The organism is Candidatus Photobacterium acropomis, from assembly GCF_030685555.1.
GTDB lineage: Bacteria > Pseudomonadota > Gammaproteobacteria > Enterobacterales > Vibrionaceae > Photobacterium > Photobacterium lucens.
Genome location: NZ_CP131609.1, coordinates 1,289,560 through 1,311,416, shown reverse-complemented (window position 1 = coordinate 1,311,416; position 21,857 = coordinate 1,289,560). Strand labels below are relative to the sequence as shown.

General features: G+C 41.5%; 26 protein-coding genes. 13 read left to right on the top strand and 13 right to left on the bottom strand.

The window, feature by feature from the left end:
• Window positions 1-191 precede the first annotated feature (191 nt).
• From cysZ to crr, 5 genes are all read left to right on the top strand, one after another.
• Entirely contained in the window at window positions 192-953 is a 762-nt protein-coding gene (cysZ, locus tag Q7657_RS13105; protein ID WP_107164865.1) for a sulfate transporter CysZ, read from the top strand.
• Window positions 954-1,226: 273 nt separating this feature from the next.
• Window positions 1,227-2,195, top strand: a complete 969-nt coding sequence (gene cysK / locus Q7657_RS13100) for a cysteine synthase A (protein WP_053988565.1) — start codon at window positions 1,227-1,229, stop codon at window positions 2,193-2,195.
• Window positions 2,196-2,504: 309 nt separating this feature from the next.
• Entirely contained in the window at window positions 2,505-2,792 is a 288-nt protein-coding gene (locus Q7657_RS13095; protein WP_008986407.1) for an HPr family phosphocarrier protein, read from the top strand.
• Window positions 2,793-2,846: 54 nt separating this feature from the next.
• Window positions 2,847-4,571: a phosphoenolpyruvate-protein phosphotransferase PtsI gene (gene ptsI / locus Q7657_RS13090; protein ID WP_053988566.1), complete on the top strand. Its 1,725-nt coding sequence runs from the start codon at window positions 2,847-2,849 to the stop codon at window positions 4,569-4,571.
• Window positions 4,572-4,613: 42 nt separating this feature from the next.
• On the top strand, window positions 4,614-5,123 hold the full coding sequence (gene crr, locus Q7657_RS13085; protein ID WP_008986405.1) for a PTS glucose transporter subunit IIA: 510 nt from the start codon (window positions 4,614-4,616) through the stop codon (window positions 5,121-5,123).
• Window positions 5,124-5,246: 123 nt separating this feature from the next.
• Here crr and Q7657_RS13080 read toward each other — a convergent pair whose 3' ends face one another.
• The 3 genes from Q7657_RS13080 to Q7657_RS13070 form a co-directional block, all read right to left on the bottom strand.
• Window positions 5,247-6,143: a Dyp-type peroxidase gene (locus Q7657_RS13080; protein ID WP_107164864.1), complete on the bottom strand. Its 897-nt coding sequence runs from the start codon at window positions 6,141-6,143 to the stop codon at window positions 5,247-5,249.
• Between the two features lie 209 nt (window positions 6,144-6,352).
• Complete coding sequence (locus Q7657_RS13075) at window positions 6,353-6,766, bottom strand: hypothetical protein (protein ID WP_107164863.1); 414 nt, start codon at window positions 6,764-6,766, stop codon at window positions 6,353-6,355.
• A gap of 19 nt (window positions 6,767-6,785) precedes the next feature.
• Window positions 6,786-7,232 carry a DUF2919 domain-containing protein gene (locus Q7657_RS13070; protein ID WP_107164862.1) on the bottom strand — a complete coding sequence of 149 codons (447 nt, stop codon included), beginning with the start codon at window positions 7,230-7,232 and terminating at the stop codon, window positions 6,786-6,788.
• Between the two features lie 424 nt (window positions 7,233-7,656).
• Here Q7657_RS13070 and Q7657_RS13065 point away from each other — a divergent pair, with 424 nt between their 5' ends.
• The 3 genes from Q7657_RS13065 to Q7657_RS13055 are packed head-to-tail and all read left to right on the top strand — an operon-like array spanning window position 7,657 to window position 8,741.
• Window positions 7,657-7,998 carry a DUF2956 domain-containing protein gene (locus Q7657_RS13065; RefSeq protein WP_053988570.1) on the top strand — a complete coding sequence of 114 codons (342 nt, stop codon included), beginning with the start codon at window positions 7,657-7,659 and terminating at the stop codon, window positions 7,996-7,998.
• Between the two features lie 16 nt (window positions 7,999-8,014).
• Window positions 8,015-8,464 carry a DUF1499 domain-containing protein gene (locus Q7657_RS13060; protein WP_107164861.1) on the top strand — a complete coding sequence of 150 codons (450 nt, stop codon included), beginning with the start codon at window positions 8,015-8,017 and terminating at the stop codon, window positions 8,462-8,464.
• A 55-nt stretch (window positions 8,465-8,519) separates the two neighbouring features.
• A complete protein-coding gene (locus Q7657_RS13055) occupies window positions 8,520-8,741 on the top strand; it encodes a hypothetical protein (protein WP_107164860.1) in 222 nt (73 codons plus the stop codon).
• 36 nt (window positions 8,742-8,777) lie between these two features.
• Here Q7657_RS13055 and Q7657_RS13050 read toward each other — a convergent pair whose 3' ends face one another.
• From Q7657_RS13050 to napF, 6 genes are all read right to left on the bottom strand, one after another.
• Complete coding sequence (locus tag Q7657_RS13050; RefSeq protein WP_081001685.1) at window positions 8,778-8,918, bottom strand: TIGR02808 family protein; 141 nt, start codon at window positions 8,916-8,918, stop codon at window positions 8,778-8,780.
• A 15-nt stretch (window positions 8,919-8,933) separates the two neighbouring features.
• Window positions 8,934-9,509 (bottom strand): NapC/NirT family cytochrome c, encoded by a 576-nt coding sequence (locus Q7657_RS13045; protein ID WP_008986397.1) that lies wholly within the window; start codon window positions 9,507-9,509, stop codon window positions 8,934-8,936.
• Between the two features lie 19 nt (window positions 9,510-9,528).
• Window positions 9,529-10,038, bottom strand: coding sequence for a nitrate reductase cytochrome c-type subunit (locus Q7657_RS13040; protein WP_161118749.1), 510 nt, complete (start codon window positions 10,036-10,038; stop codon window positions 9,529-9,531).
• Window positions 10,039-10,105: 67 nt separating this feature from the next.
• Window positions 10,106-12,592 carry a periplasmic nitrate reductase subunit alpha gene (gene napA / locus Q7657_RS13035; RefSeq protein ID WP_107164859.1) on the bottom strand — a complete coding sequence of 829 codons (2,487 nt, stop codon included), beginning with the start codon at window positions 12,590-12,592 and terminating at the stop codon, window positions 10,106-10,108.
• Complete coding sequence (locus Q7657_RS13030; RefSeq protein WP_053988574.1) at window positions 12,589-12,861, bottom strand: chaperone NapD; 273 nt, start codon at window positions 12,859-12,861, stop codon at window positions 12,589-12,591. Before Q7657_RS13030 ends, napA begins: the two co-directional genes overlap by 4 nt.
• Before the next feature lie 22 nt (window positions 12,862-12,883).
• The gene (gene napF, locus Q7657_RS13025; protein WP_107164858.1) at window positions 12,884-13,381 is read right to left on the bottom strand and encodes a ferredoxin-type protein NapF; all 498 of its coding nucleotides are present in this window, start codon (window positions 13,379-13,381) and stop codon (window positions 12,884-12,886) included.
• 293 nt (window positions 13,382-13,674) lie between these two features.
• Between napF and narQ the strand changes: the two genes are divergently transcribed.
• Together narQ and Q7657_RS13015 are read left to right on the top strand one after the other, a co-directional pair.
• Window positions 13,675-15,372, top strand: a complete 1,698-nt coding sequence (gene narQ / locus Q7657_RS13020) for a nitrate/nitrite two-component system sensor histidine kinase NarQ (protein ID WP_258178102.1) — start codon at window positions 13,675-13,677, stop codon at window positions 15,370-15,372.
• A gap of 4 nt (window positions 15,373-15,376) precedes the next feature.
• The gene (locus tag Q7657_RS13015; protein WP_053988577.1) at window positions 15,377-16,003 is read left to right on the top strand and encodes a response regulator; all 627 of its coding nucleotides are present in this window, start codon (window positions 15,377-15,379) and stop codon (window positions 16,001-16,003) included.
• 75 nt (window positions 16,004-16,078) lie between these two features.
• On the opposite strand, the gene Q7657_RS13010 is transcribed toward Q7657_RS13015, so the two are convergent.
• Window positions 16,079-16,360 (bottom strand): winged helix-turn-helix domain-containing protein, encoded by a 282-nt coding sequence (locus Q7657_RS13010; protein WP_053988578.1) that lies wholly within the window; start codon window positions 16,358-16,360, stop codon window positions 16,079-16,081.
• A 246-nt stretch (window positions 16,361-16,606) separates the two neighbouring features.
• Between Q7657_RS13010 and Q7657_RS13005 the strand changes: the two genes are divergently transcribed.
• The 3 genes from Q7657_RS13005 to Q7657_RS12995 all read left to right on the top strand — a co-directional run bounded on the left by Q7657_RS13005 (window position 16,607) and on the right by Q7657_RS12995 (window position 18,450).
• Window positions 16,607-16,957 carry an ArsC family reductase gene (locus Q7657_RS13005; protein WP_053988579.1) on the top strand — a complete coding sequence of 117 codons (351 nt, stop codon included), beginning with the start codon at window positions 16,607-16,609 and terminating at the stop codon, window positions 16,955-16,957.
• Between the two features lie 13 nt (window positions 16,958-16,970).
• The gene (dapE, locus tag Q7657_RS13000; protein WP_107164856.1) at window positions 16,971-18,101 is read left to right on the top strand and encodes a succinyl-diaminopimelate desuccinylase; all 1,131 of its coding nucleotides are present in this window, start codon (window positions 16,971-16,973) and stop codon (window positions 18,099-18,101) included.
• Window positions 18,102-18,258: 157 nt separating this feature from the next.
• Window positions 18,259-18,450: a DUF2897 family protein gene (locus Q7657_RS12995; RefSeq protein WP_053988581.1), complete on the top strand. Its 192-nt coding sequence runs from the start codon at window positions 18,259-18,261 to the stop codon at window positions 18,448-18,450.
• A gap of 82 nt (window positions 18,451-18,532) precedes the next feature.
• On the opposite strand, the gene Q7657_RS12990 is transcribed toward Q7657_RS12995, so the two are convergent.
• From Q7657_RS12990 to crl, 3 genes are all read right to left on the bottom strand, one after another.
• Window positions 18,533-19,774 carry a glutamate-5-semialdehyde dehydrogenase gene (locus tag Q7657_RS12990; protein WP_107165200.1) on the bottom strand — a complete coding sequence of 414 codons (1,242 nt, stop codon included), beginning with the start codon at window positions 19,772-19,774 and terminating at the stop codon, window positions 18,533-18,535.
• A gap of 82 nt (window positions 19,775-19,856) precedes the next feature.
• Complete coding sequence (gene proB / locus Q7657_RS12985) at window positions 19,857-21,011, bottom strand: glutamate 5-kinase (protein WP_053988583.1); 1,155 nt, start codon at window positions 21,009-21,011, stop codon at window positions 19,857-19,859.
• Between the two features lie 355 nt (window positions 21,012-21,366).
• Window positions 21,367-21,771 (bottom strand): sigma factor-binding protein Crl, encoded by a 405-nt coding sequence (crl, locus tag Q7657_RS12980; protein ID WP_107164855.1) that lies wholly within the window; start codon window positions 21,769-21,771, stop codon window positions 21,367-21,369.
• Between the last annotated feature and the right edge of the window lie 86 nt (window positions 21,772-21,857).

The following is a 21,857-nucleotide window of genomic DNA, read 5'->3' as shown; positions in this document are numbered from 1 at the left end:
TTTACAACGTGAGTTTTGCACACTTTTACACCACTTTTCATTATGAATGAAAGTATTTCGTGGTGTGTCAAAACTGTGACAACCATATTCAAATTTGATTCCATCCTATCTCGCCCGTTAACATGCTGCCTATATCCTCTTCCTTATTTCGACAATAGAGCAATCAAGGAAGAGCCGTTAAGGAGAAATGAATGTCACAACAGCATGTCATCAAATCAACAACCAGCGGTGCTGGCTACTTTTTTCAAGGGTTAAAATTGGTGACCCAACCGGGGATCCGTCGTTTCGTTATCATTCCACTACTCATCAACATCCTTTTATTAGGTGGTGCATTTGCAACCTTGTTGACACATTTAAGTGGCTGGATTGATGGTTGGCTTAGTTATTTACCAAGCTGGCTGGAATGGTTGTCTTATGTATTATGGCCGCTTATTGCTATTGCAGCTTTAGTGACGTTTTCCTATTTCTTTAGCACCATTGCCAACTGGATAGCAGCACCATTTAATGGGCTGTTAGCTGAGTACCTTGAAGCTAAATTGACTGGACAAACTCCACCAGAGGATGGCTTCAAAGCCCTAATTAAAGATCTGCCTCGTACCATGGGACGGGAATGGACAAAATTAAAGTACTATTTACCGAAAGCGATCGGCTTATTGATCCTAATGTGGATCCCAGCCATTGGTCAAACCCTCGCACCTGTGCTTTGGTTCTTATTTAGTGCGTGGATGATGACCATTCAATACGTGGATTACCCTTTTGACAACCACAAAGTGCCGTTCATTGAAATGAGAGATGCACTAAAAGAAAATCGTGGGCGTGCGCTTAGCTTTGGCGCTGTCGTGATGTTCTTCACTATGACACCAATTATTAACTTATTGGTAATGCCTGTTGCCGTTTGTGGTGCAACCGTGATGTGGATTGATCATTATCGTGATCAATTCAAACGTTACTAACAAATAGCATTCTCTCAATTAATCCAAAGAGCACATTTTTGTGCTCTTTTTTATTTTTTATCACAACCAATAAATTCCTCTTTATTATCCTTTTTCAAGTAAAAGATATTTGTAAATTAGGCGCTTGACGCTTTTCCTCCCGCTATATATCTTTAATTTAATACAATTCACATATTGATAACAATAAGATATAACCATTTATTACTTTTCAAATAACTTATCCAGTATATGCTTAATTTATATTACTTTTAACGTGTCACGAAGGAACGAAGCATGAGCAAGATTTACGAAGATAACTCGCTAACCATTGGTAATACTCCACTAGTACGTCTTAACCGTGTCAGCAATGGCAAAGTTCTCGCAAAAGTTGAGGCGCGTAACCCAAGTTTTAGCGTTAAATGTCGTATTGGTGCCAATATGATTTGGGATGCTGAGAAAAAAGGTCTATTAAAAGAAGGTATTGAGCTAGTTGAGCCGACCAGTGGTAATACCGGCGTTGCTCTGGCTTTCGTTGCAGCGGCTCGTGGTTATAAGTTAACCCTAACGATGCCTGAAAGCATGAGTCTTGAGCGTCGTAAGCTACTAAAAGCACTGGGCGCAAACTTAGTACTAACAGAAGCGCCTAAAGGTATGAAAGGTGCTATTGATAAGGCCGAAGAGATTGTAAATTCAGATCCAAGCAAGTACCTTCTGTTACAGCAATTTAATAACCCTGCAAACCCTGCTATCCACGAAAAAACAACAGGGCCTGAGATCTGGGATGCAACAGACGGTGAGATTGATGTATTTGTATCAGGTGTAGGTACAGGTGGTACGTTAACAGGTGTAAGTCGCTTTATTAAGCAACAAAAAGGCAAAGCAATCACGACAGTTGCAGTTGAGCCTTTAGAATCACCAGTGATCACTCAAACCCTAAATGGTGATACGGTTCAACCTGCACCTCATAAGATCCAAGGTATTGGTGCAGGCTTCATCCCTGGCAACCTTGATCTTGAACTGATTGATGAAGTTCAAAAAGTAAGCTCTGATGATGCAATTGAAATGGCACGCCGCCTAATGGAAGAAGAAGGTATTCTTGCAGGTATCTCATCAGGCGCTGCAGTGGTCGCGGCTAATAATATTGCGGCTCGCCCTGAATTTGCAGATAAAAATATTGTTGTTGTACTACCAAGCTCTGGTGAGCGTTACCTATCGACAGCACTATTTGCAGGCATTTTCACAGAAAAAGAAACACAACAGTGATCACATTTTCCGATGTTTAATCGGGATATAAACGTGAAAAAAGCCCCTTCGTGGGCTTTTTTGTTGCATTTTGAACTGAGCTTTAATATAAAACTCGCACGCTTTATTTTAAGCTCCGAAATAAAGGAGCAAAAACTGCGCATTTGTCGCTTACTAGCAAGTTTCTCAAAAAACTTTGACTTGGATTAAAGCTAAGACATGATGCTATTAGGTAGTTTATACTGCAGCAATACAAGCAAAGCGATAAACTTATGCTTGTTATAAATAAAGTAAATATTAAATAAAATACTATATCTATCGGGGTGAATTATGTATCAGAAGCAAGTTGAAATCACAGCACCAAATGGTTTACACACTCGTCCAGCGGCTCAGTTCGTTAAAGAAGCTAAATCATTCGATGCAGATGTGACTGTAACTGCTAACGGTAAGAGCGCAAGTGCTAAAAGCCTATTCAAGCTTCAAACTCTTGGCCTAATCAAAGGCGCACAAATCACTATTTCTGGTGAAGGTGCACAAGCTCAAGAAGCTGTTGATGCTCTAATTCAGCTGAAAGAAGATCACGACGGTTCTCCAGTTGCAATGTTCCGCGAAATCTAAGCTACGTTTATATACAAACGAGTTTTCAGTTTTTAGTTAATTAAAGGTAAAGCTATGATTTCAGGTATCTTGGCATCTCCAGGTATTGCTTTTGCTAAAGCACTACTATTGCAAGAAGAAGAGATTGTTCTAAACAAAACACCAATCTCTGCAGACCAAATCGATAACGAAATTCAACGTTTCTTCGACGCTCGAAAGAAATCGTCTGAGCAACTAGAAGTAATCAAAGAAAAAGCACGAGTCACTTTTGGTGAAGAGAAAGAAGCGATCTTTGAAGGTCACATCATGTTGCTTGAAGATGAGGAGCTAGAAGAAGAAATCATAGCCCTTATTAAAGACAAAACATCGGCTGACTATGCGATTTACTCAGTGATCGAAGAGCAAGCACAAACGCTTGAGTCTTTAGATGACGAGTACCTTAAAGAACGTGCTGCAGATATCCGTGATATCGGTAGCCGTTTCATTAAAAATGCATTAGGCATCAACGTGATCAACCTAAGTGCAATCAACGAAGAAGTGATCCTAGTTGCTAACGACTTAACACCTTCTGAAACTGCACAAATCAACCTTGATTACGTTCGTGGTTTTATCACTGATATCGGTGGTCGTACATCACATACTTCAATCATGGCTCGCTCTCTTGAGATCCCAGCGATTGTGGGTACAAACGATATCACATCAAAAGTTAAATCTGGCGATATGCTAGTGCTTGATGCAATCAACAACCAGATTGTTATCAACCCAACTGATGATGAACTAAACAAATTCAAAGCTATCAGCGAAGCACACAAAGCTGAGCAAGAAGAACTAGCTAAGCTAAAAGATCTTCCTGCAATTACGCTTGATGGCAAGCAAGTAGAAGTTTGCGGTAACATCGGTACAGTTAAAGACTGTGACGGCGTAAACCGTAATGGTGGTGAAGGCGTAGGTCTATACCGTACTGAGTTCCTGTTCATGGATCGCGATGCTCTACCTACAGAAGAAGAGCAATACCAAGCGTACAAAGAAGTAGCAGAAGCAATGCACGGTGAGCCAGTGATTATCCGTACTATGGATATCGGTGGTGATAAAGATCTTCCATACCTAGATCTACCAAAAGAAATGAACCCATTCTTGGGTTGGCGTGCGATTCGTATCAGCCTTGACCGTCGTGAAATCCTACGTGATCAATTCCGTGCTATTCTTCGTGCATCTGCACACGGTAAGATCCGTATCATGTTCCCGATGATTATCTCGGTTGAAGAAGTTCGCACACTTAAAGCTGCTATTGAAGAGTTTAAAGCAGAATTAACTGCTGAAGGCTTGGCTTTTGACGCTAACATCGAAATCGGTGTTATGGTTGAAACACCAGCAGCTGCAGCTATTGCACACCATCTAGCGAAAGAAGTTTCTTTCTTTAGTATTGGTACCAACGACTTAACCCAGTATACTCTAGCAGTTGACCGCGGTAATGAGCTGATTTCTCATCTTTACAACCCGCTATCTCCTGCTGTACTTACAGTGATCAAGCAAGTAATTGATGCTTCTCACGCTGAAGGTAAGTGGACAGGTATGTGTGGTGAGCTTGCTGGCGACGAACGTGCAACTCTACTGCTTTTAGGTATGGGTCTTGACGAGTTCAGCATGAGTGCGATTTCTATCCCTCGCATCAAGAAAGTTATCCGTAACGCTAACTTCGCTGATGTTAAAGCTATGGCAGAGCACGCATTGTCTCTACCTACTGCTGCTGAAATCGAAGAGCACGTAGAAAAATTCATCGCAGAAAAGACCATCTGCTAATTAATAGCTGCAGATAATATAACAACGCTTAGGAGCATCGATATGGGTCTGTTTGACAAATTGAAGAAACTGGTTTCTGACGACAGCAATGAAGCTGGTGCAATTGAAATCATCGCACCTCTTTCTGGCGAAATCGTTAACATCGAAGATGTGCCAGATGTAGTATTTGCTGAAAAAATCGTTGGTGACGGTATTGCTATCAAACCAGCTGGCAACAAAATGGTTGCACCAGTAAACGGTACTATCGGTAAGATCTTTGAAACTAACCACGCTTTCTCTATTGAGTCTGACGATGGCATCGAACTTTTCGTTCACTTCGGTATTGATACTGTTGAACTTAAAGGCGAAGGTTTCACTCGCATCGCTGAAGAAGGCCAAACTGTTAAAGTTGGCGACACTATCATCGAATTCGATCTTGCACTACTAGAAGAGAAAGCTAAGTCAACTCTGACTCCAGTTGTTATCTCTAACATGGACGAGATCAAAGAGCTAACTAAGCTTTCTGGCGCAGTAAACGTTGGTGAAACACCAGTTCTACGCGTTAAGAAATAAGCTCAGTTTTATAGCTGATAAAAAGCGCTTCTTCGGTAGCGCTTTTTGTTTATCAGAGCCAATAAAAAAGCTCGCTACAAACAATATTTGTAGCGAGCTTTTATTCAAATAATCAGCGGATCATTATAAGCCGTTTAACATTGCCATTGATGGTGCAAAGAAGTATGCGCCCGTTACAGGTTTTGAGAAACGTAGCATCTGATCTGTCTTACCATCGGTTTCACCAAACATGCTTTCAAGCTGCGCATCAAAGTGATGTTGACGATGACAGTATGCAATGAATAATAAGCCGTGATCAGCAGTTACAGAGCCATATGGCAAGCTGTGACGTAAGATCTTTAAGCCTTTACCATTTTCTTTAATATCAACACGGCCTACGTGTGATGCAGCTGGAACATCTTCTAGCTCTACAGAATCAACTTTCGTACGGCCAATCACTTTCTCTTGAGCTTGAACATTCAAACGATGCCATGCTGGTAGGTTATGAACATAGCGCTGTACCATTACATAACTACCACCAGTAAACTCACCTTCTGCAATCACACCCACGTTAGCACGATCTTCTGCTGTTTGTGGGTTCTCAGTACCATCGATGAAATCTGTCATGTCACGATGATCTAAGTATTGGAAACCGTATGTTTCATCTAATACTTCTACATCTTGTGCCATTTTTTCGAAAAAGACGCGGAATGCGTAGAAGTTAAGATCATGACGATTAGAGTGGATATGTAATAGCACATCACCACCAGTGGCTGGTGCAACGGTATCACCCTTACCTAACTGACGAAACTCTGTTAATTCAGCAGGGCTTTGCTGACCCAAAGACTCCCAAAATGCTTTACCGAAAGCAACGCTGGCATGAAGTTTGGCGTCTTGCTGTTCTGCATTCAAATCAGCAAGCAATTGATGAATAGACTGGCATTGAGCAATAACATTTTGCTTATTACCAACAACATTCATTACAACATAAAGGGCAAAAGCGCCGCGATCTGGAACGATTGCTGGTTGGGCAATACTCATAGGTGTCTTCTCCTAACAGGACTTCTAATCAAGAATGAAAAGTAATTATAACGATATAAATTAGTAAATCATTTGATCCTGATACATCAGTGATATTTTTTGCATATTTTTACACGAATGTGCGTAGTTATTAGCCCCTAAAAACAATAACGCCTTCTTATAAAAGAAGGCGTTATTGTTTATTTATGAGGTAAAAGGAAATGCAGTAATTATGCAGTCATCACTTCAACTTGCAATTTAACACGCTCTTCTAATTCACAATCTTCCGTTTCAAACAGAATTGGCATGTTAAGACCTGTCGATAAGGTTTTCGCTAAGATAGTACGCCAACCACCATCATCAAGACGCTCTTGAATTTGAAAAGCAATTTTTACTTCATCAGGAGAAACATCAAGTAATTGTGCGCTACCTACCACTTCACGACATAAGTGATGCTGACTTTGACTTAAGCCATTAAAGAATACGGTTTCTTCACCCGGTAATAATGATAGTGAGGTGTTCACTGTCTGTTTTGATTTACAGCAACTACTCAGCTCAAAGCTAACATCAAGTAGCCAATCCGCCATCGCTAGCGGGCTTAGCAACGTACTTAGTAGTAATTGTCCTCGACCGAAATCATTCATTACACTTCCCCTTCACAGGCTAATCTGCAAATAAATCCCTTACCCGTGAGCTTCGTAGAAGGTAAAGTCCAAGCCACGTGGTTAACAGCAAGGTTATGGCTCGAATCCAGCTAAACGCACCATGACTGATAACTAAGTGATGTATTTGCATTAAAATATCAATACTGTAAGCAGCGAGTAATGTGCTCTTTCCCTGCCGCCACAGAAAATTTATTAATTTGTTATTTTTATTTCGTTGTCCTGATAACCACATTAAAAGAATAGCTGGGCTACCAATTGCCATACCGAGGTATAAGGTTTCACGGATTGGGTAAATAAGCTCAAGAAGTTCTCCCCCTTGTGTTCTGCTTACTCCCGCCATAACAAACACTAACCAAGCTTTAGCATTAAAGAGCAACACGAACCACAGCATCTTATTAATTTTTAATTGTCCATGCTGATCATAAGCATCTATCGGATATAACAAGTCACTTCCCTCAAAGTACTATCCAATGAAATTTAGATCAGAGCTTAATAAACATCTCTGTAGTTCACAAACGACTCTAATCTATTCTTTCGATTTTTGAATAATAAGGACGGCGTTTTGTGCTGAAACGCACTTTTCAGTTTTTTATAATGCCGTAAACATCACAGTTTTTGATCTAAAAGAAACAAAAACAGCGTTTTTTATACATAGATCACAGATATTAAAAGGTATAACTAAATTCTTTAAAAACATAATGTTACACGTATAAAACAGTGTTAACAATCCATTTACCGATTTCTGAAATTTTCCTACGTAATCAGTAAGATAAAAACCAACTCTTGTGGCGATTTAGTCTCTGCGACATCATCAAGGCTATTTCTGAGATATAATCATCAAACAGATTCTATTTATCAGGGACGCAATGATGGCAAACCGAAAGCAATCAACACCTTCACCAGAAACTCAAGCAGAAGCAATGCGTATCGCTAAAGGAACCCAAAAAGAAGGGCAAACCAAAGAACAAACAAGGCTGATTGCGCTTGGGATCCAAAAAGGTATTGAGCAATATAAAAAACAACAAAAAGCCAAAGCCCGTGAGCAAGATAAATTAAAGAAAAAAATAGCGCGTACTAAAGCCTCAAATGATGCGGATAATGTACCTGAAGTCGTCACAGAGACGATTTACCAACAAAGCAAATTAGCATGGGGGTTATTAGCACTTTCTTGGATAGGTTTTCTGGCTTACCTACTACTGCCAACACTTTAATATAAAGGTATTGCTGATGGTTCGTTTTCGCTCTCCTCTTATTTTATTCGCACTATTACTAACTGGTTGTAGTGATAGAGGCACAGACGTTTGGATGAGCCAAATTGCGCTTCCTTGTGGTGATAAACCCAATTGTGTTTCGACCCTTGATAAGCGTCATGACTTTACGCTTTCTCCGTTTGTACTTACACCAAAAGGCATGCACGATTGGGCGGCAATAAAGCAAGCAGCGTTAACATTGCCGGGCACTAAACTAGCAGATCAAGCAACCCACTATTTGCATATTGAAGCCACCAGCAAAGTCTTTCGTTTCGTCGATGATCTGGAAATCACACAAACAGGAAATCATCTCGATGTGCGTTCAGCCTCACGTATTGGCTATTATGATTTTGGGGTAAATAGAAAACGTGCTGAAATGTTGCGCGAGCGACTCATTCAAGATGGTTTAATCAAAAATAACAATTGATATTAATTCTCATTTGTATTTATATTGAGTGAAATTCTTTTGAAAATTACCCATTATGAATAAAAACAGTTTTAAATTATTCAGTCAGCTTGGTTTAACCATCACCCTCCTATTACATATAGTTGAGCTAGCGACGAACTTAAAACAGTCGCTAGCATTAACCCATCTTGTGTTTGAGTGGCTACCTCTTTATCTTGTTTGGGGCACAATGCTGGTGATCAGTTACCAACAATGGCAAACCACAAAAAAGAAAAAGCCACCTTTAGGTATCAGCTAAAGGTGGCTTACTCTAGTGTTCATTAATGTCATTACATTACTTAGTAATGTTTTTATCTTTACCGAGTGATAACAGCCAAATACAAATAGCAGCAACTGCAACAAACCCAGATAAAATAATCACTGGCATCGCTGCGTAACCCAATATATGCCAGATCACCGATTCAAGTGTGCTCATCGTCTCTCCTTAGGTTTATTGCCAGCCTTCAATATTTTTCATATCAGGGAGTTTATGTGCGATGCCTTTGTGACAATCTACACAAGTTTTATCCCCTGATGCTAATGCTGTTGAGTGTAGCTTAGCACTACGAGGCGCTTGCTCTGAGAAATCCATATAATTGAACTCGTGACAATTACGGCATTCTTGTGAGTTATTGTCCTTCATTCGCTTCCATTCTCGTTCAGCTAAATGCCCCCGGCGCTCTGCAAATTTTTCAGGGGTATCAATCGTTCCCATCAAGTGAGCCACAATTTCTTTTGATGCCTGTACTTTACGAACGATCTTGTCTGTCCAATTATGAGGAACGTGACAATCCGAACAAATAGCACGAACACCAGAACGATTAGAAAAGTGGATCGTTTCTTGAATTTCTTCAACAATTGGTGCGTGACAACCAGCACAGAACTCTTCGGTATTGGTCTTTTCCATCGCGGTATTAAATGCGCCCCAAAACAATAAGCCGCCAATAAAACCCATGAATAACACTAAACCCACAGCCACTTTACTCGGTGTTTTTAAGCGTAACCAAAACGTTTTTAATAACTTCATATATCATCCCTTACTTTGGTTACTGCAATGCACTAACACGTTTGAAGTCATTTTCTACTAATGGCTTAGCATCTGCTTGTGGTACGTGACACTGCTGACAGAAGTAACGACTTGGTGATACATCGGATAGCACCTGTCCTTCTTGCGGTGACACATAGTGCGTTACACTGATTTTGGTTGCGCCCATCTCTTTGGCATTTTTCCAGCTATGACAAGCAAGACATTTGTTTGCATTTAGTGACACTTCGTAATTACGGATCGTGTGTGGGATCAATGGTGGCTGATACACATAATCGTTATCAATCACACCTTGATCTTTCGGATAATGCTTCATTGGATCGGCAGGACGAGTGTCTTCTAACTCTGCTGAACCACGTAATGATTCAAGGCCACCAATACCACCTGGATTGAGTAGTTTAGTTTTTGCTATCGCTTCTGACACAGGTTTCGCTGGTGTTGACTCTTCGCTTTGTACAACCCCAGCCATTAATGCACTCACCGCTAATACAGCCAATAAGATTCTTTTCATGATGTTCTCCGCCAACAGGCTAATTCTGAAATGAGGCGAGTGGTTGATGCACTCGCCATAGGCAGGGTTAAACCTTGCTGATTTTAATTGGGCACTTTTTAAAATCGGTCTGCTTTGATAGCGGATCAGTCGCATCAAGGATCAGTTTATTGACCAAAATACGTGCATCAAAGAATGGAACAAATGCCAGTCCAACCGGTGGACGGTTACGACCACGTGTTTCAACACGGCAGCGAATTTCACCACGACGAGAAGCGACATTCACTTCATCACCACGGCGTAAACCGCGTTTCTTGGCATCTTCTGGGTGTAAATAACACAGCGCATCAGGAACCGCTTTATACAGCTCAGGTACACGGCGAGTCATGGTACCTGTATGCCAGTGCTCTAATACACGTCCAGTACATAACCACATATCGTATTCGTTATCAGGCACTTCCGGCGGGGCTTCGTAAGGCGCTGAAATAATCCACGCTTTACCATCAGGTTTACCGTAGAAATCCCAATCAGACCCTTTTTTCGCGTAAGGATCTGAGCCTTCTTTAAAGCGCCATAACGTTTCTTTGCCATCAACCACAGGCCAACGTAAGCCTCGTACTTGATGGTAAGTATCATACGGTGCTAAATCATGGGCTTTACCACGACCAAATGACGCATATTCTTCAAACAAGCCTTTTTGAACATAGAAACCTTGCGCTTGCGCATCGTCATTTAACGGTTGAGTTTCCGTTAATGGGAATTTATCAACTTGGCCATTGCGGAACAGGATGTCATACATGGTTTTGCCACGGTACTCTGGCATCTTAGCCAGTAATTCTTCACCCCACACTTCTTCTACTTTGAAGCGCTTAGAGAATTCCATGATTTGCCATAGATCCGATTTCGACTCACCCGGTGCTTCAACCTGTTGATACCAAGCTTGGGTACGACGCTCAGCGTTACCGTAAGCCCCTTCTTTTTCCACCCACATTGCGGTTGGTAAAATCAAATCAGCAGCTTGCGCTGTTACCGTTGGGTACGGATCAGAACATACAATGAAGTTTTCAGGATTGCGATAACCCGGTAAACGTTCACCATTGATGTTAGGTCCTGCTTGCATATTGTTATTACACATCACCCAGTACGCATTTAACTTGCCGTCTTTTAACATGCGATCATGTAATACCGCGTGATAGCCCGGCTTAGGTGGGATCGTACCTTCTGGTAGTTTCCAAATCTTTTCTGCAATTTCACGGTGTTTCGGGTTAGCAACAACCATATCTGCAGGAAGACGGTGAGCAAACGTGCCCACTTCACGGGCGGTACCACATGCTGATGGCTGACCCGTTAGTGAAAATGGACTATTACCCGGCGTTGCAATTTTACCAGTTAGTAGGTGCAGGTTATAAACCAAGCTTTGCATCCAAACACCACGGGTATGTTGGTTCATCCCCATCGTCCAAAGTGACATCACTTTTAGTTTTGGATCTGCATAATATTTCGCAAGCTCAATCAGTTTTTCAGGTGCCACACCTGACATTTCTGATGCTTTTTCTACGGTGTATTCCGCTACAGAGGCTTTATATTCCTCAAATGTCATTGGGAACATATCACCAGAGTTTGGATGTGCAGCTTTTTGTTGTAGTGGGTTATCGTCACGTAGACCATAACCGATATCTGTTTGTGCGCGTTTGAAGTGGGTGTGCTTATTCACAAAGTCCCAGTTAACCGCATCGTTTTGAATAATGTAATTCGCAATAAAGTTGGCAATAGCTAAGTCAGTTTGCGGTTTAAAGATCATGCCGTTATCAGCCAATTCAAATGAGCGATGCTGATAGGTAGAAAGGACATTCACTTTAACATGAGGATGACTTAAACGGCGATCCGTCATACGCGTCCATAATACAGGGTGCATTTCTGCCATGTTTGAACCCCATAGAACGAACACATCAGCATGTTCTAGATCGTCATAACATCCCATTGGCTCATCAATACCAAAGGTACGCATAAAACCCACCACCGCTGATGCCATACAGTGGCGAGCATTTGGATCGATATTGTTAGAACGGAAACCTGCCTTCATCATTTTTGACGCGGCATAACCTTCCATCACCGTCCACTGACCTGAACCAAACATGCCCACCCCCGATGGACCTTGTTTCTTCAGTGCCGCTTTCCACTTATCAGCCATTACATCAAACGCGGTATCCCACGATACTGAAGTAAACTCACCTTCTTTATCGTACTGACCGTTCTTCATACGAAGCATTGGCGTTTGTAGGCGATCTTTGCCGTACATAATTTTTGAAAGGAAATAACCTTTGATACAGTTAAGACCTTTATTTACTGGTGCTTTAGGATCACCTTGAGTAGCAACAACGCGACCATTTTGGGTACCCACCAAAACAGAACAGCCAGTACCACAAAAACGACAAGGCGCTTTATCCCATTTAATTTTTGTTTCATCAGAACTAACAATTAAGTTAGTTGCTGAAGCGGGTAAGGTAATACCTGCAACAGCCGCGGCTGATGCGGCAGCATTTGCTTTAACAAATGCACGTCTTGTCATCTTCATGAGTTGCCCTCAGGTTGCGTCTCAAAGTGCTCAATTTGGTGATACACCAAAAAAGTGGTTAACACATTTTCTAAGTTATTGATTTTATCTATGGTGTCGGTCACGTAGCCTTGGTTTGCTGTTTCAAGAACTACGATGATCTTCCCTTCTTCACTGTCGCCGGGAATTTCAGTATTCGGCATTGCTAAAATCTGTTGCTTTATCTCTTGTAAATATGCAGGTTTGACATGCACCACAAGGCTGGAAATATGAACTTCTTGTAAAGACATACAGACTCTCTTTTAAAACGAATTACTGGGTGTTTGCATCTACACGCGCTATGGTGATGGCTGAAACAGGACAACCAGAAACACAAGCACCACATCCGTTGCAATCATCACTAGACACCGTTGGCATCGCGACCTTTCCAACTTGAAGTTGAAATTGAATCGCTTGTGGTTCACACATGTCACCACAACTTCGGCATTCGATATTCTTCGATGCCATACACCCCTCATTGATGGTTGCAGTGATTGCCCACGGTTGTTCTGTTTGTGCTAAAAATAATGGTTCAGGACAAACATCGGCACACTGATAACAAAATGTGCACTCTCCTTCGCCTTGGCTAAAATCCACTTGTGGAAAGCCACCATCACCTTTAACAAGGATGTTTGTTTCGCATGCTTTGATACAACGTTCACAGCGAGAACAAATATCCGTAAATTCAGCTTCATTTTTCAACCAAGGCAAACGCGGTAAGCTAGGTTGAGTTCGACGAGTAAATAATTGTCGTCGAGAACGATCCACCATCTTCACCTCTCGCTTTGGATCTAAATGACAAAAAAGAATAAAAAGTTGCAATATTAATATATATTCATGCAATTCATCGAAATCACAAATGTTAATATTTTATTCATCTTTTTATACATCAATTTTAAATAATGAAATAATTGCTTAAATACCACCTAAGGGGTAATTGATAGGGTTATTTGTTCTAGATCAACAAATAGATAAGATAAAACTCACATTATTCGATAATTTAATGCATCGTATTCATGTGCGTTATGAAGAATTGCGAATGGGACTTATTGAAAAGGATTCATGTGGCAAAGAAAAAAACAAACTCGGTAACAAGCACTATCGCTCGCTCAATGGTACTGATTTTATTCATCTCAATTTCAACGACTTCACTCGCATTGATGACACTGACATCTAGCTTGAATGATGCCGAAGCCATTAACATCGCAGGCTCAATGCGTATGCAAACTTATCGCTTAGCTTTTGATGTTGAGACACATTCACCATTACTGTCTGAGCACATTGAGCAGTTTGAACAATCGTTACATTCTCCTTCGATGAAAGAGCTCAATCATTGGTTTGTACCTAGTGATATCCAACAACAGTACAACCAGCTAGTACTGCGCTGGGACGAGCTACACCCCATCTTAGAAACAGAAAACAATAAATCTTTCATTCAGCATGTCGCCCCTTTTGTTCATCGAGTTGATAAGTTTGTCGCAGAACTACAAGAATCTTCTGAAATTAAACTTCAACGATTAGCAACCATCGGTGCCATGGGGTTAACCACGATATTACTGATTGTGTTCTACACCATCCGCTACACACGTTTACAAATCGTTGCGCCACTCAATGATTTAGTAAATGCCTGTAAACAAGTAAAGCGTAAAAACTTTCAGTTCCGTGTTTGTAATAACAGTAAAAATGAATTGGGGATCTTAGCGCAGACATTTAGCAAAATGTCCTGTGAGTTAGAGCAACTTTATGATGGGTTAGAGCGTAGCGTCACAGAGAAAACTCGCCGTTTACGTCATGCCAATGAATCACTGCAAGTGCTTTACAACTGCTCACAACAGCTATCAGTTAGCCGACTGACCACGGAGCAATTTACTAACATGTTAGAAACCATGATTGCGATTGATGGAGTAACGGGAGCTCGACTGATCATTGAAGAAACAACAGGTAGCACTACGGAGATCCATGCTGGTAGCCGTATTAATCAAAACTGGCACAGTAATGAACTGTATATCGATGGTGAATTAATGGGACGGTTATGGTGGCAATATACGTTGCCGTGTCCAGATCAAGCATTGATCGATAATATTTCACAAATTCTCGCCCGTGGTATTTATTACAACCGCGCTCAGAAACAAGCTGAGCATTTGTTACTCATGGAAGAGCGTGCCACTATCGCCCGAGAGCTGCATGATTCACTAGCACAATCACTGTCTTATTTAAAAATCCAATTAACCCTCTTAAAAAGAGAGTTAAATCAAATTGAGCATGGTGACGATATCAACCGTACCGTGCAAGATATAGAACAAGGATTAAGTAGCGCCTATACCCAATTACGTGAGCTGCTCAGTACATTCCGCCTCACCATTAAAGATGCTAACTTTGGTGAAGCGTTAAACCAAATGCTTGAACCTCTGGAAAATCAAACCGACGCCTTATTGGTGATAGATAACCACTTACCATCCATGGCGTTAGATGCCCATAACCAAGTGCATTTATTACAGATCATTCGTGAAGCGGTACTCAATGCAATTAAACATGCAGATGCCGATGAAATCACCGTCACCTGTTATCAAACAGCGCAAAATGTGCATGTTACGATCGGTGATGATGGTAAAGGATTTGACCCAACAGCAAGCAAACGGGATCATTATGGTCTAAGCATTATGCAAGAGCGTACATCACGGCTTAATGGTGACTTACAGATAGATTCACAACCCCATCACGGCAGTACTATCAGCCTGATATTTCCACTACAAAAAGGATAACAATATGACATGTTGGAAAGTCATGATTGTCGACGATCACCCTCTGATGCGTCGAGGGATCGGTCAGTTGCTCAGCATGGAATCAGACTTTCAATTAGTCGGTGAAGCCAGTAACGGTAATGATGCAATTGCTCTTGCCCATGAACAATCACCAGATTTGATTTTGCTCGATTTAAACATGAAAGGCATGTCCGGCTTAGATACGTTAAATGCCATGCGTGATGAAGGGATTCTTGCCTGTATTGTAGTATTAACGGTTTCTGATAGCCGCAGTGATATTAAAACGCTGCTCAATGCAGGTGCTGATGGTTACTTACTTAAAGATACCGAGCCTGATGAACTCATCGAGCTGTTAAAGTCTGCGCTGTGTGGTGGCAAAGCTTACAGTAACGTGGTGAAAGAATGTTTGGCAGAGCAGCATTCAACAGACGATATACTGAGTCAACTTACCGAACGTGAACTGCAAATTCTCCAAGAAGTCGCCAAAGGCCAACGAAACCGTCAAATTGCTGAGCAGTTATTTATTTCAGAAGCCACTGTGAAAGTGCATATGAAAAGCTTGCTCAAAAAGCTACAGGTTAAGTCTCGCACCGCTGCAACCATCTTGTATTTAGAATCACAAGGCCAATAAGCGCAAGTAGTTCAACCAAGCTGCTTTCATTAACAAAAAACCGCATTGCTATTAATAGCGAATGCGGTTTTTTATTTATGGCGCTAATGCCGCCAATAAATCAGGCTCTCTTGCCTTAATCCACTCTAAGTCAAACGGTCCCCAATCACTCAATGTGTAGTAACCATCATTATGACGACGACCATCCTGAATAAAACACAGCTCGATACCAATGCTAGGTAAAGCTTTTAAGACATCTTGAATGGTGCGACGAGGCCAACCTGTTTGTTCAATTAAACGAGGGACGTTAGGTCGCTCGGTATGTTCCACTAATAATGCTAAATAAAGTCGACGGGCAAAAACCGGATTCAGTTCCATTGAGGCCTCCATAAAATACTGTGCTTATTATTACCCCCTAAGAATTTTTTATGTTGAGTTCGATCAAGCCTGCACTATCTTTACTTTCTCAAGCGTAAAAAGAAGTAAAAATATTCCGTAAATTTATTTCTAAATTTTACTTTTTTAATTCACCGTCCTTTTTAGCCTAGGATCAATGCTTGCGGTCATTGTGTAATCTCGTTATAAAAGACCATTCATCACAAAAATAACAAGTTAGAGCCTTCTATGAGTACTATTGCCTACGGCATCAAAAATTGCGACACCATTAAGAAAATGAAAAAGTGGTTTGAAGCAGAAAACATTGAATACACTTTCCATGATTACCGTGTTGATGGTTTAGATCGTGCTCAACTCGAAACCTTTGAAGCTGCACTTGGCTGGGAAGCCATGCTGAACAAACGTGGTACTACTTACCGTCAATTAACTGATGAGCAAAAAAACAGTTTAAACCGCGACAACGCATTAACGCTGATGTTAGAGCAACCAGCGATGATCAAGCGTCCACTATTAGTACACAATGACGCGTACTATCTAGGTTTTAAACCAGCTCAATACCAAGAAATTTTTCAACAATAACAAGGATACAAGGATGTCTGATAGCCCAGTTATTGCACTCGCTAAAGATTTAATGAGCCGCCCTTCGGTCACCCCTGAAGATGCTGGCTGCCAAGATGTAATGATCGCTCGCCTAGAGCAACTCGGTTTCACTATTGAAACCATGGTATTTGAAGATACGACTAACCTATGGGCACGCCGTGGTACACAAGCTCCACTGTTTGTGTTCGCAGGTCATACTGACGTTGTCCCTTCAGGCCCAGTAGAGCAATGGCATACCCCACCGTTTGAACCAACAATTATCGATGGCTATCTACACGGTCGTGGTGCGGCTGATATGAAAGGTTCACTGGCGTGTATGATTGTGGCAATTGAGCGCTTTATCGCTGAAAATCCTGATCACAACGGCTCTATTGCGCTTTTAATCACCTCTGATGAAGAAGGCCCTTTCATCAATGGGACGACTCGTGTGGTTGATACCCTTGAAGCACGCAATGAAAAAATCGACATGTGTATTGTTGGAGAACCATCAAGTACGCTGAATGTCGGTGATGTGGTGAAAAATGGTCGCCGAGGTTCAATCACAGGTGATTTAACGGTGAAAGGTATTCAAGGTCATGTTGCTTACCCTCACCTTGCCAATAACCCCGTTCATAAAGCACTACCAGCACTCGCAGAGCTTGCTGCGATCACATGGGATAATGGTAACGAGTACTTCCCACCAACCAGTTTCCAGATCCCAAATATTGCAGCTGGCACAGGTGCATCCAACGTGATCCCAGGTGAGTTTCAGGTGCAGTTTAACTTCCGCTTCAGCACCGAGTTAACCGATACTGAAATCAAGCGTCGTGTACATTCAGTACTTGATGCCCACGGTTTAGATTACGATCTAAAATGGACGTTAAGTGGTCACCCATTCTTAACCGACAAAGGCACATTGGTCGAAGCCGTAGTTGCTGCAATTGAAGAAGTAAACCACCAGCAACCTGAGCTATTAACCACAGGCGGCACATCTGACGGTCGTTTCATTGCTCGAACTGGCGCACAAGTCGTCGAGCTTGGTCCTGTTAATGCGACAATCCACAAAGTGAACGAGTGTGTGAAAGTGGCAGATCTTGAAAAGCTTACTGACATGTACCAAAAGGTGTTAGAAAAAGCGCTGTAATTGCACCATACTTCAATGCATAAGCAGCCCGTTATTTACTTCATAAGTAAATAACGGGCTGCTTTTTATTATCGTTTTTATGACGAATATTAAGCCAAGTGTGCAATATCGGTGTTATGCTGAAAATACTCTTTATCGCACTATCAATGAGGCTAATATGGAATGGCTTTTTAATCCGTGGGTAATTTCTTTTATTATTGTTGCCGTGATTGCCAGCAATATTGCAGCGCTAAAATATACCGCTTACATGAAGTTTGAAGTGCAGAAAAAGCACAAATTGTTTGATGATAAGCATCCTCTTAGCAAACAAAAAGACACCGAACCTCAAGATAAAGACGACAAAGCCTAGGCGAAAAGCCAATATCACAGACATAAAAAAAGCTACCAAATAGTAATGACTAATTGGCAGCTTTTTACATATTAATCAAGAATTAAGCACGGCTTAAGTAATCAGCCACACCCACCCACTTATAACTAGTTAGCTCTTCTAAGCCCATTGGACCACGAGCATGTAGCTTCTGGGTTGATACTGCAACTTCCGCACCTAAACCAAATTGCGCACCATCAGTAAAGCGTGTTGACGCATTCACATAAACTGCCGCAGAACCTGCCGCATTTACGAAACGCTCTGCTGCTTGTAAGTTGTTAGTTAGGATCGAATCTGAGTGGCTCGCATTATGTTTACGCATGTGGAAAATCGCCTCATCCACATTGTTAACCACTTTAATGCCTAGCGTGTAGCTTAGCCATTCAGTATCAAAGTCACCTTCCGACACTTTACGCAGTGAAGATGCCTTACCTTCAAGTAAATTGTAAGCCGTGTCATCGGCAACCAGCGTTACTTTTGCCTTATTCATACGCTCAACTAAACGAGATAAGAACGCTTCTGCTACTTTCTCATTCACTAATAACGTATCTAACGCATTACATGCTGATGGACGTTGTACTTTTGCGTTCTCAACCACATCTAAAGAGCGTGTGAGATCTGCGCTATCGTCAACATAAATATGGCTGATACCAAAACCACCGATGATCACAGGAATAGTGCTGTTCTCTTTACACATTTTATGTAAACCCGCACCACCACGAGGAATGATCATGTCCACGTACTGATCTAATTTAAGTAGCTGTGATACTAGCTCACGATCTGGCTGCTCAATGTATTGCACAGAAGATGCAGGTAGGCCTGCTTTTTCTAATGCAACTTGGATCACTTTTACCAATGCCATGTTTGAGTGGAAGGTTTCACGACCACCACGCAAAATACTAGCGTTACCTGTTTTCAAACATAGCGCGGCAATATCGATAGTCACGTTTGGACGCGCTTCGTAAATAACGCCAACCACACCAAGTGGCACACGACGGCGGCTTAAACGCATACCATTTTCAAGTACACGGCTATCAAGCTCAGCACCGACAGGATCGTTTAGGTTAATCACATTACGCACATCATTAGCGATACCCGCTAAACGTGACTCATTTAGCAATAGACGATCAACCAGCGCTTCAGACATGCCAGACTCAACAGCTGCATCAATATCTTGCTTGTTTGCCGCTAAAATAATGTCTTTATTACTTTCTAATTCATCCGCAATAATAGCTAATGCTTTGTTTTTAATTGCTGTAGCGGTCGTTGCTAACTCGAAGGCAGCTTGCTGTGCTGCTTGTCCCATTAATTCAAGATTCACAATAATTCCTCGTTCTAATCCCTGTCGTGTAGCCAATGCTTATCTGTATTTATAGATACATGTCGTTTTAAATCACTACCATATCATCACGATGGATCGCCACGTGACCATATTCATAGCCTAATACTTGATGAATGTCTTGGCTGTGCTTACCTGCAATTTTTGCCATATCGACACTTGAGTAACGGCAAATACCACGTGCTAATAGGTTATTATCTTTATCAAAGATACGCACAACTTCACCACGCTCAAAGTCACCTTTTACCATGGTGATCCCTTTCGCAAGTAAACTACTGCCTCGTTGTTGCACTGCAGTGACAGCGCCGTCATCAATAACAATATCACCCGCTGGAGGAGGACCAGCCAAAATCCAACGTTTACGGCTTTCTAGTGGTGATTCCAATGGTAAAAAACGTGTACCTACAGATTTACCTTCCGCTAGTTCAATGATCACATCAGGGCGACGACCAGCAGCAATGATCACTTCAATACCCGCACGACGCGCTACATCGGCCGCTTGCAACTTGGTTGCCATACCGCCAGTACCTAAACCGCCTACACTACCACCAGCTAGTTTACGTAATGTCTCATCAATCGTATGAACTTCACGGATCAATTCAGCATCAGGATTACTACGAGGATCTGCAGTAAATAAACCCGGTTGATCTGTCATTAATAACAGTTTGTCTGCGCCACCTAAAATACCCACAAGCGCTGATAAGTTATCGTTATCACCCACTTTAATTTCAGTTGTCGCAACCGCATCGTTTTCATTCACAACAGGAACAATGCCGTTATCTAATAGTGCAACGATCATGTCACGAGCATTCAAGTAACGCTCACGGTCATTCAAATCGGCACGAGTTAACAACATTTGACCGATGTTGATCCCATAGATACCAAACAAGGTTTCCCATTCTTGGATCAAACGACCTTGACCAACAGCAGCAAGCAATTGCTTACTTGCCATTGTTTTGGGCAGTTCGGGGTAACCTAAATGCTCGCGGCCTGCCGCAATTGCGCCAGAAGTCACGATAATCACTTTATGTCCTTGGCGACGAAGCATCGCACATTGACGGACAAGCTCAACCATATGAGCACGATCTAACTTTAGCGTACCGCCAGTTAGAACGCTGGTGCCCAATTTAACAACAATTGTTTGTGATGCAGCAGATGCTGCAAGGTCTTGCTCTCGAGCATTGGTATTTTTGGTATCTGCCATGGGGATCAAACAAAATAAAAAGAAATAAAAAGTACTTTGTTTTATCAATACCGCTGACAAAGCACAAGAGAAAAACCGTTACGAAATAAATATAAATGGGCAAATATTTAATTAACACACTGAAACGCCCATAAATTACACAAAAACACATCAAGGCCAATAAATTCCGTTGTCTCAAACAACAATTTGTAAAAAAAAGACACAAAAAAACCCATAAGCTAGCTTATGGGTTTTATAGACAACTTGGAAAGAGCTCGCTATTCAGCTTCGTTGCCTTCCTTGAATTCAACTCAGTGACCTCGCTCTGAATCAGGCATCTTGAAGTCGCTTGGGTATATAAAATATCTAACTTTATTTATGCCAATTCGGTTAATTGAGTTTGCGTTAAATTAGAAGACGCTGAAAGTGTTAATTGGCACTCATCAACAATAAAAGGTGTCAACTTTTCATGGAAATCGACCAAGGTTTTCATCACCGCATCTTTGTGTTTAGCGGGTAATTTGCCTTCGTTCCATTCACCACTGAGATCATAACGCCCAAAGTCATAGCTGTATTCAAAGCCGTTATCGGTCGCGGTTAATACCAACCACCAGCCCCAAAATTCACGCTCTTCAGGCTCTTTGTCTGCATTCACACAGCTCGCTAAACAATCAAAGAAAAAGTAACCTTCTTGTGATTTTTTTTCTCGTAAATAAGGTCCTAATGCAGTTAATTTTGTCATTAAACGCCCATGAGGCGGAAACAGAGTTGTCGTCGTCATTGCTAATCCATCCATAGTCAACTGCAGTTATGAGTAAGCGCATACTCAACAAAATAAGCATGATCAATGATGACATTGCTTCATCA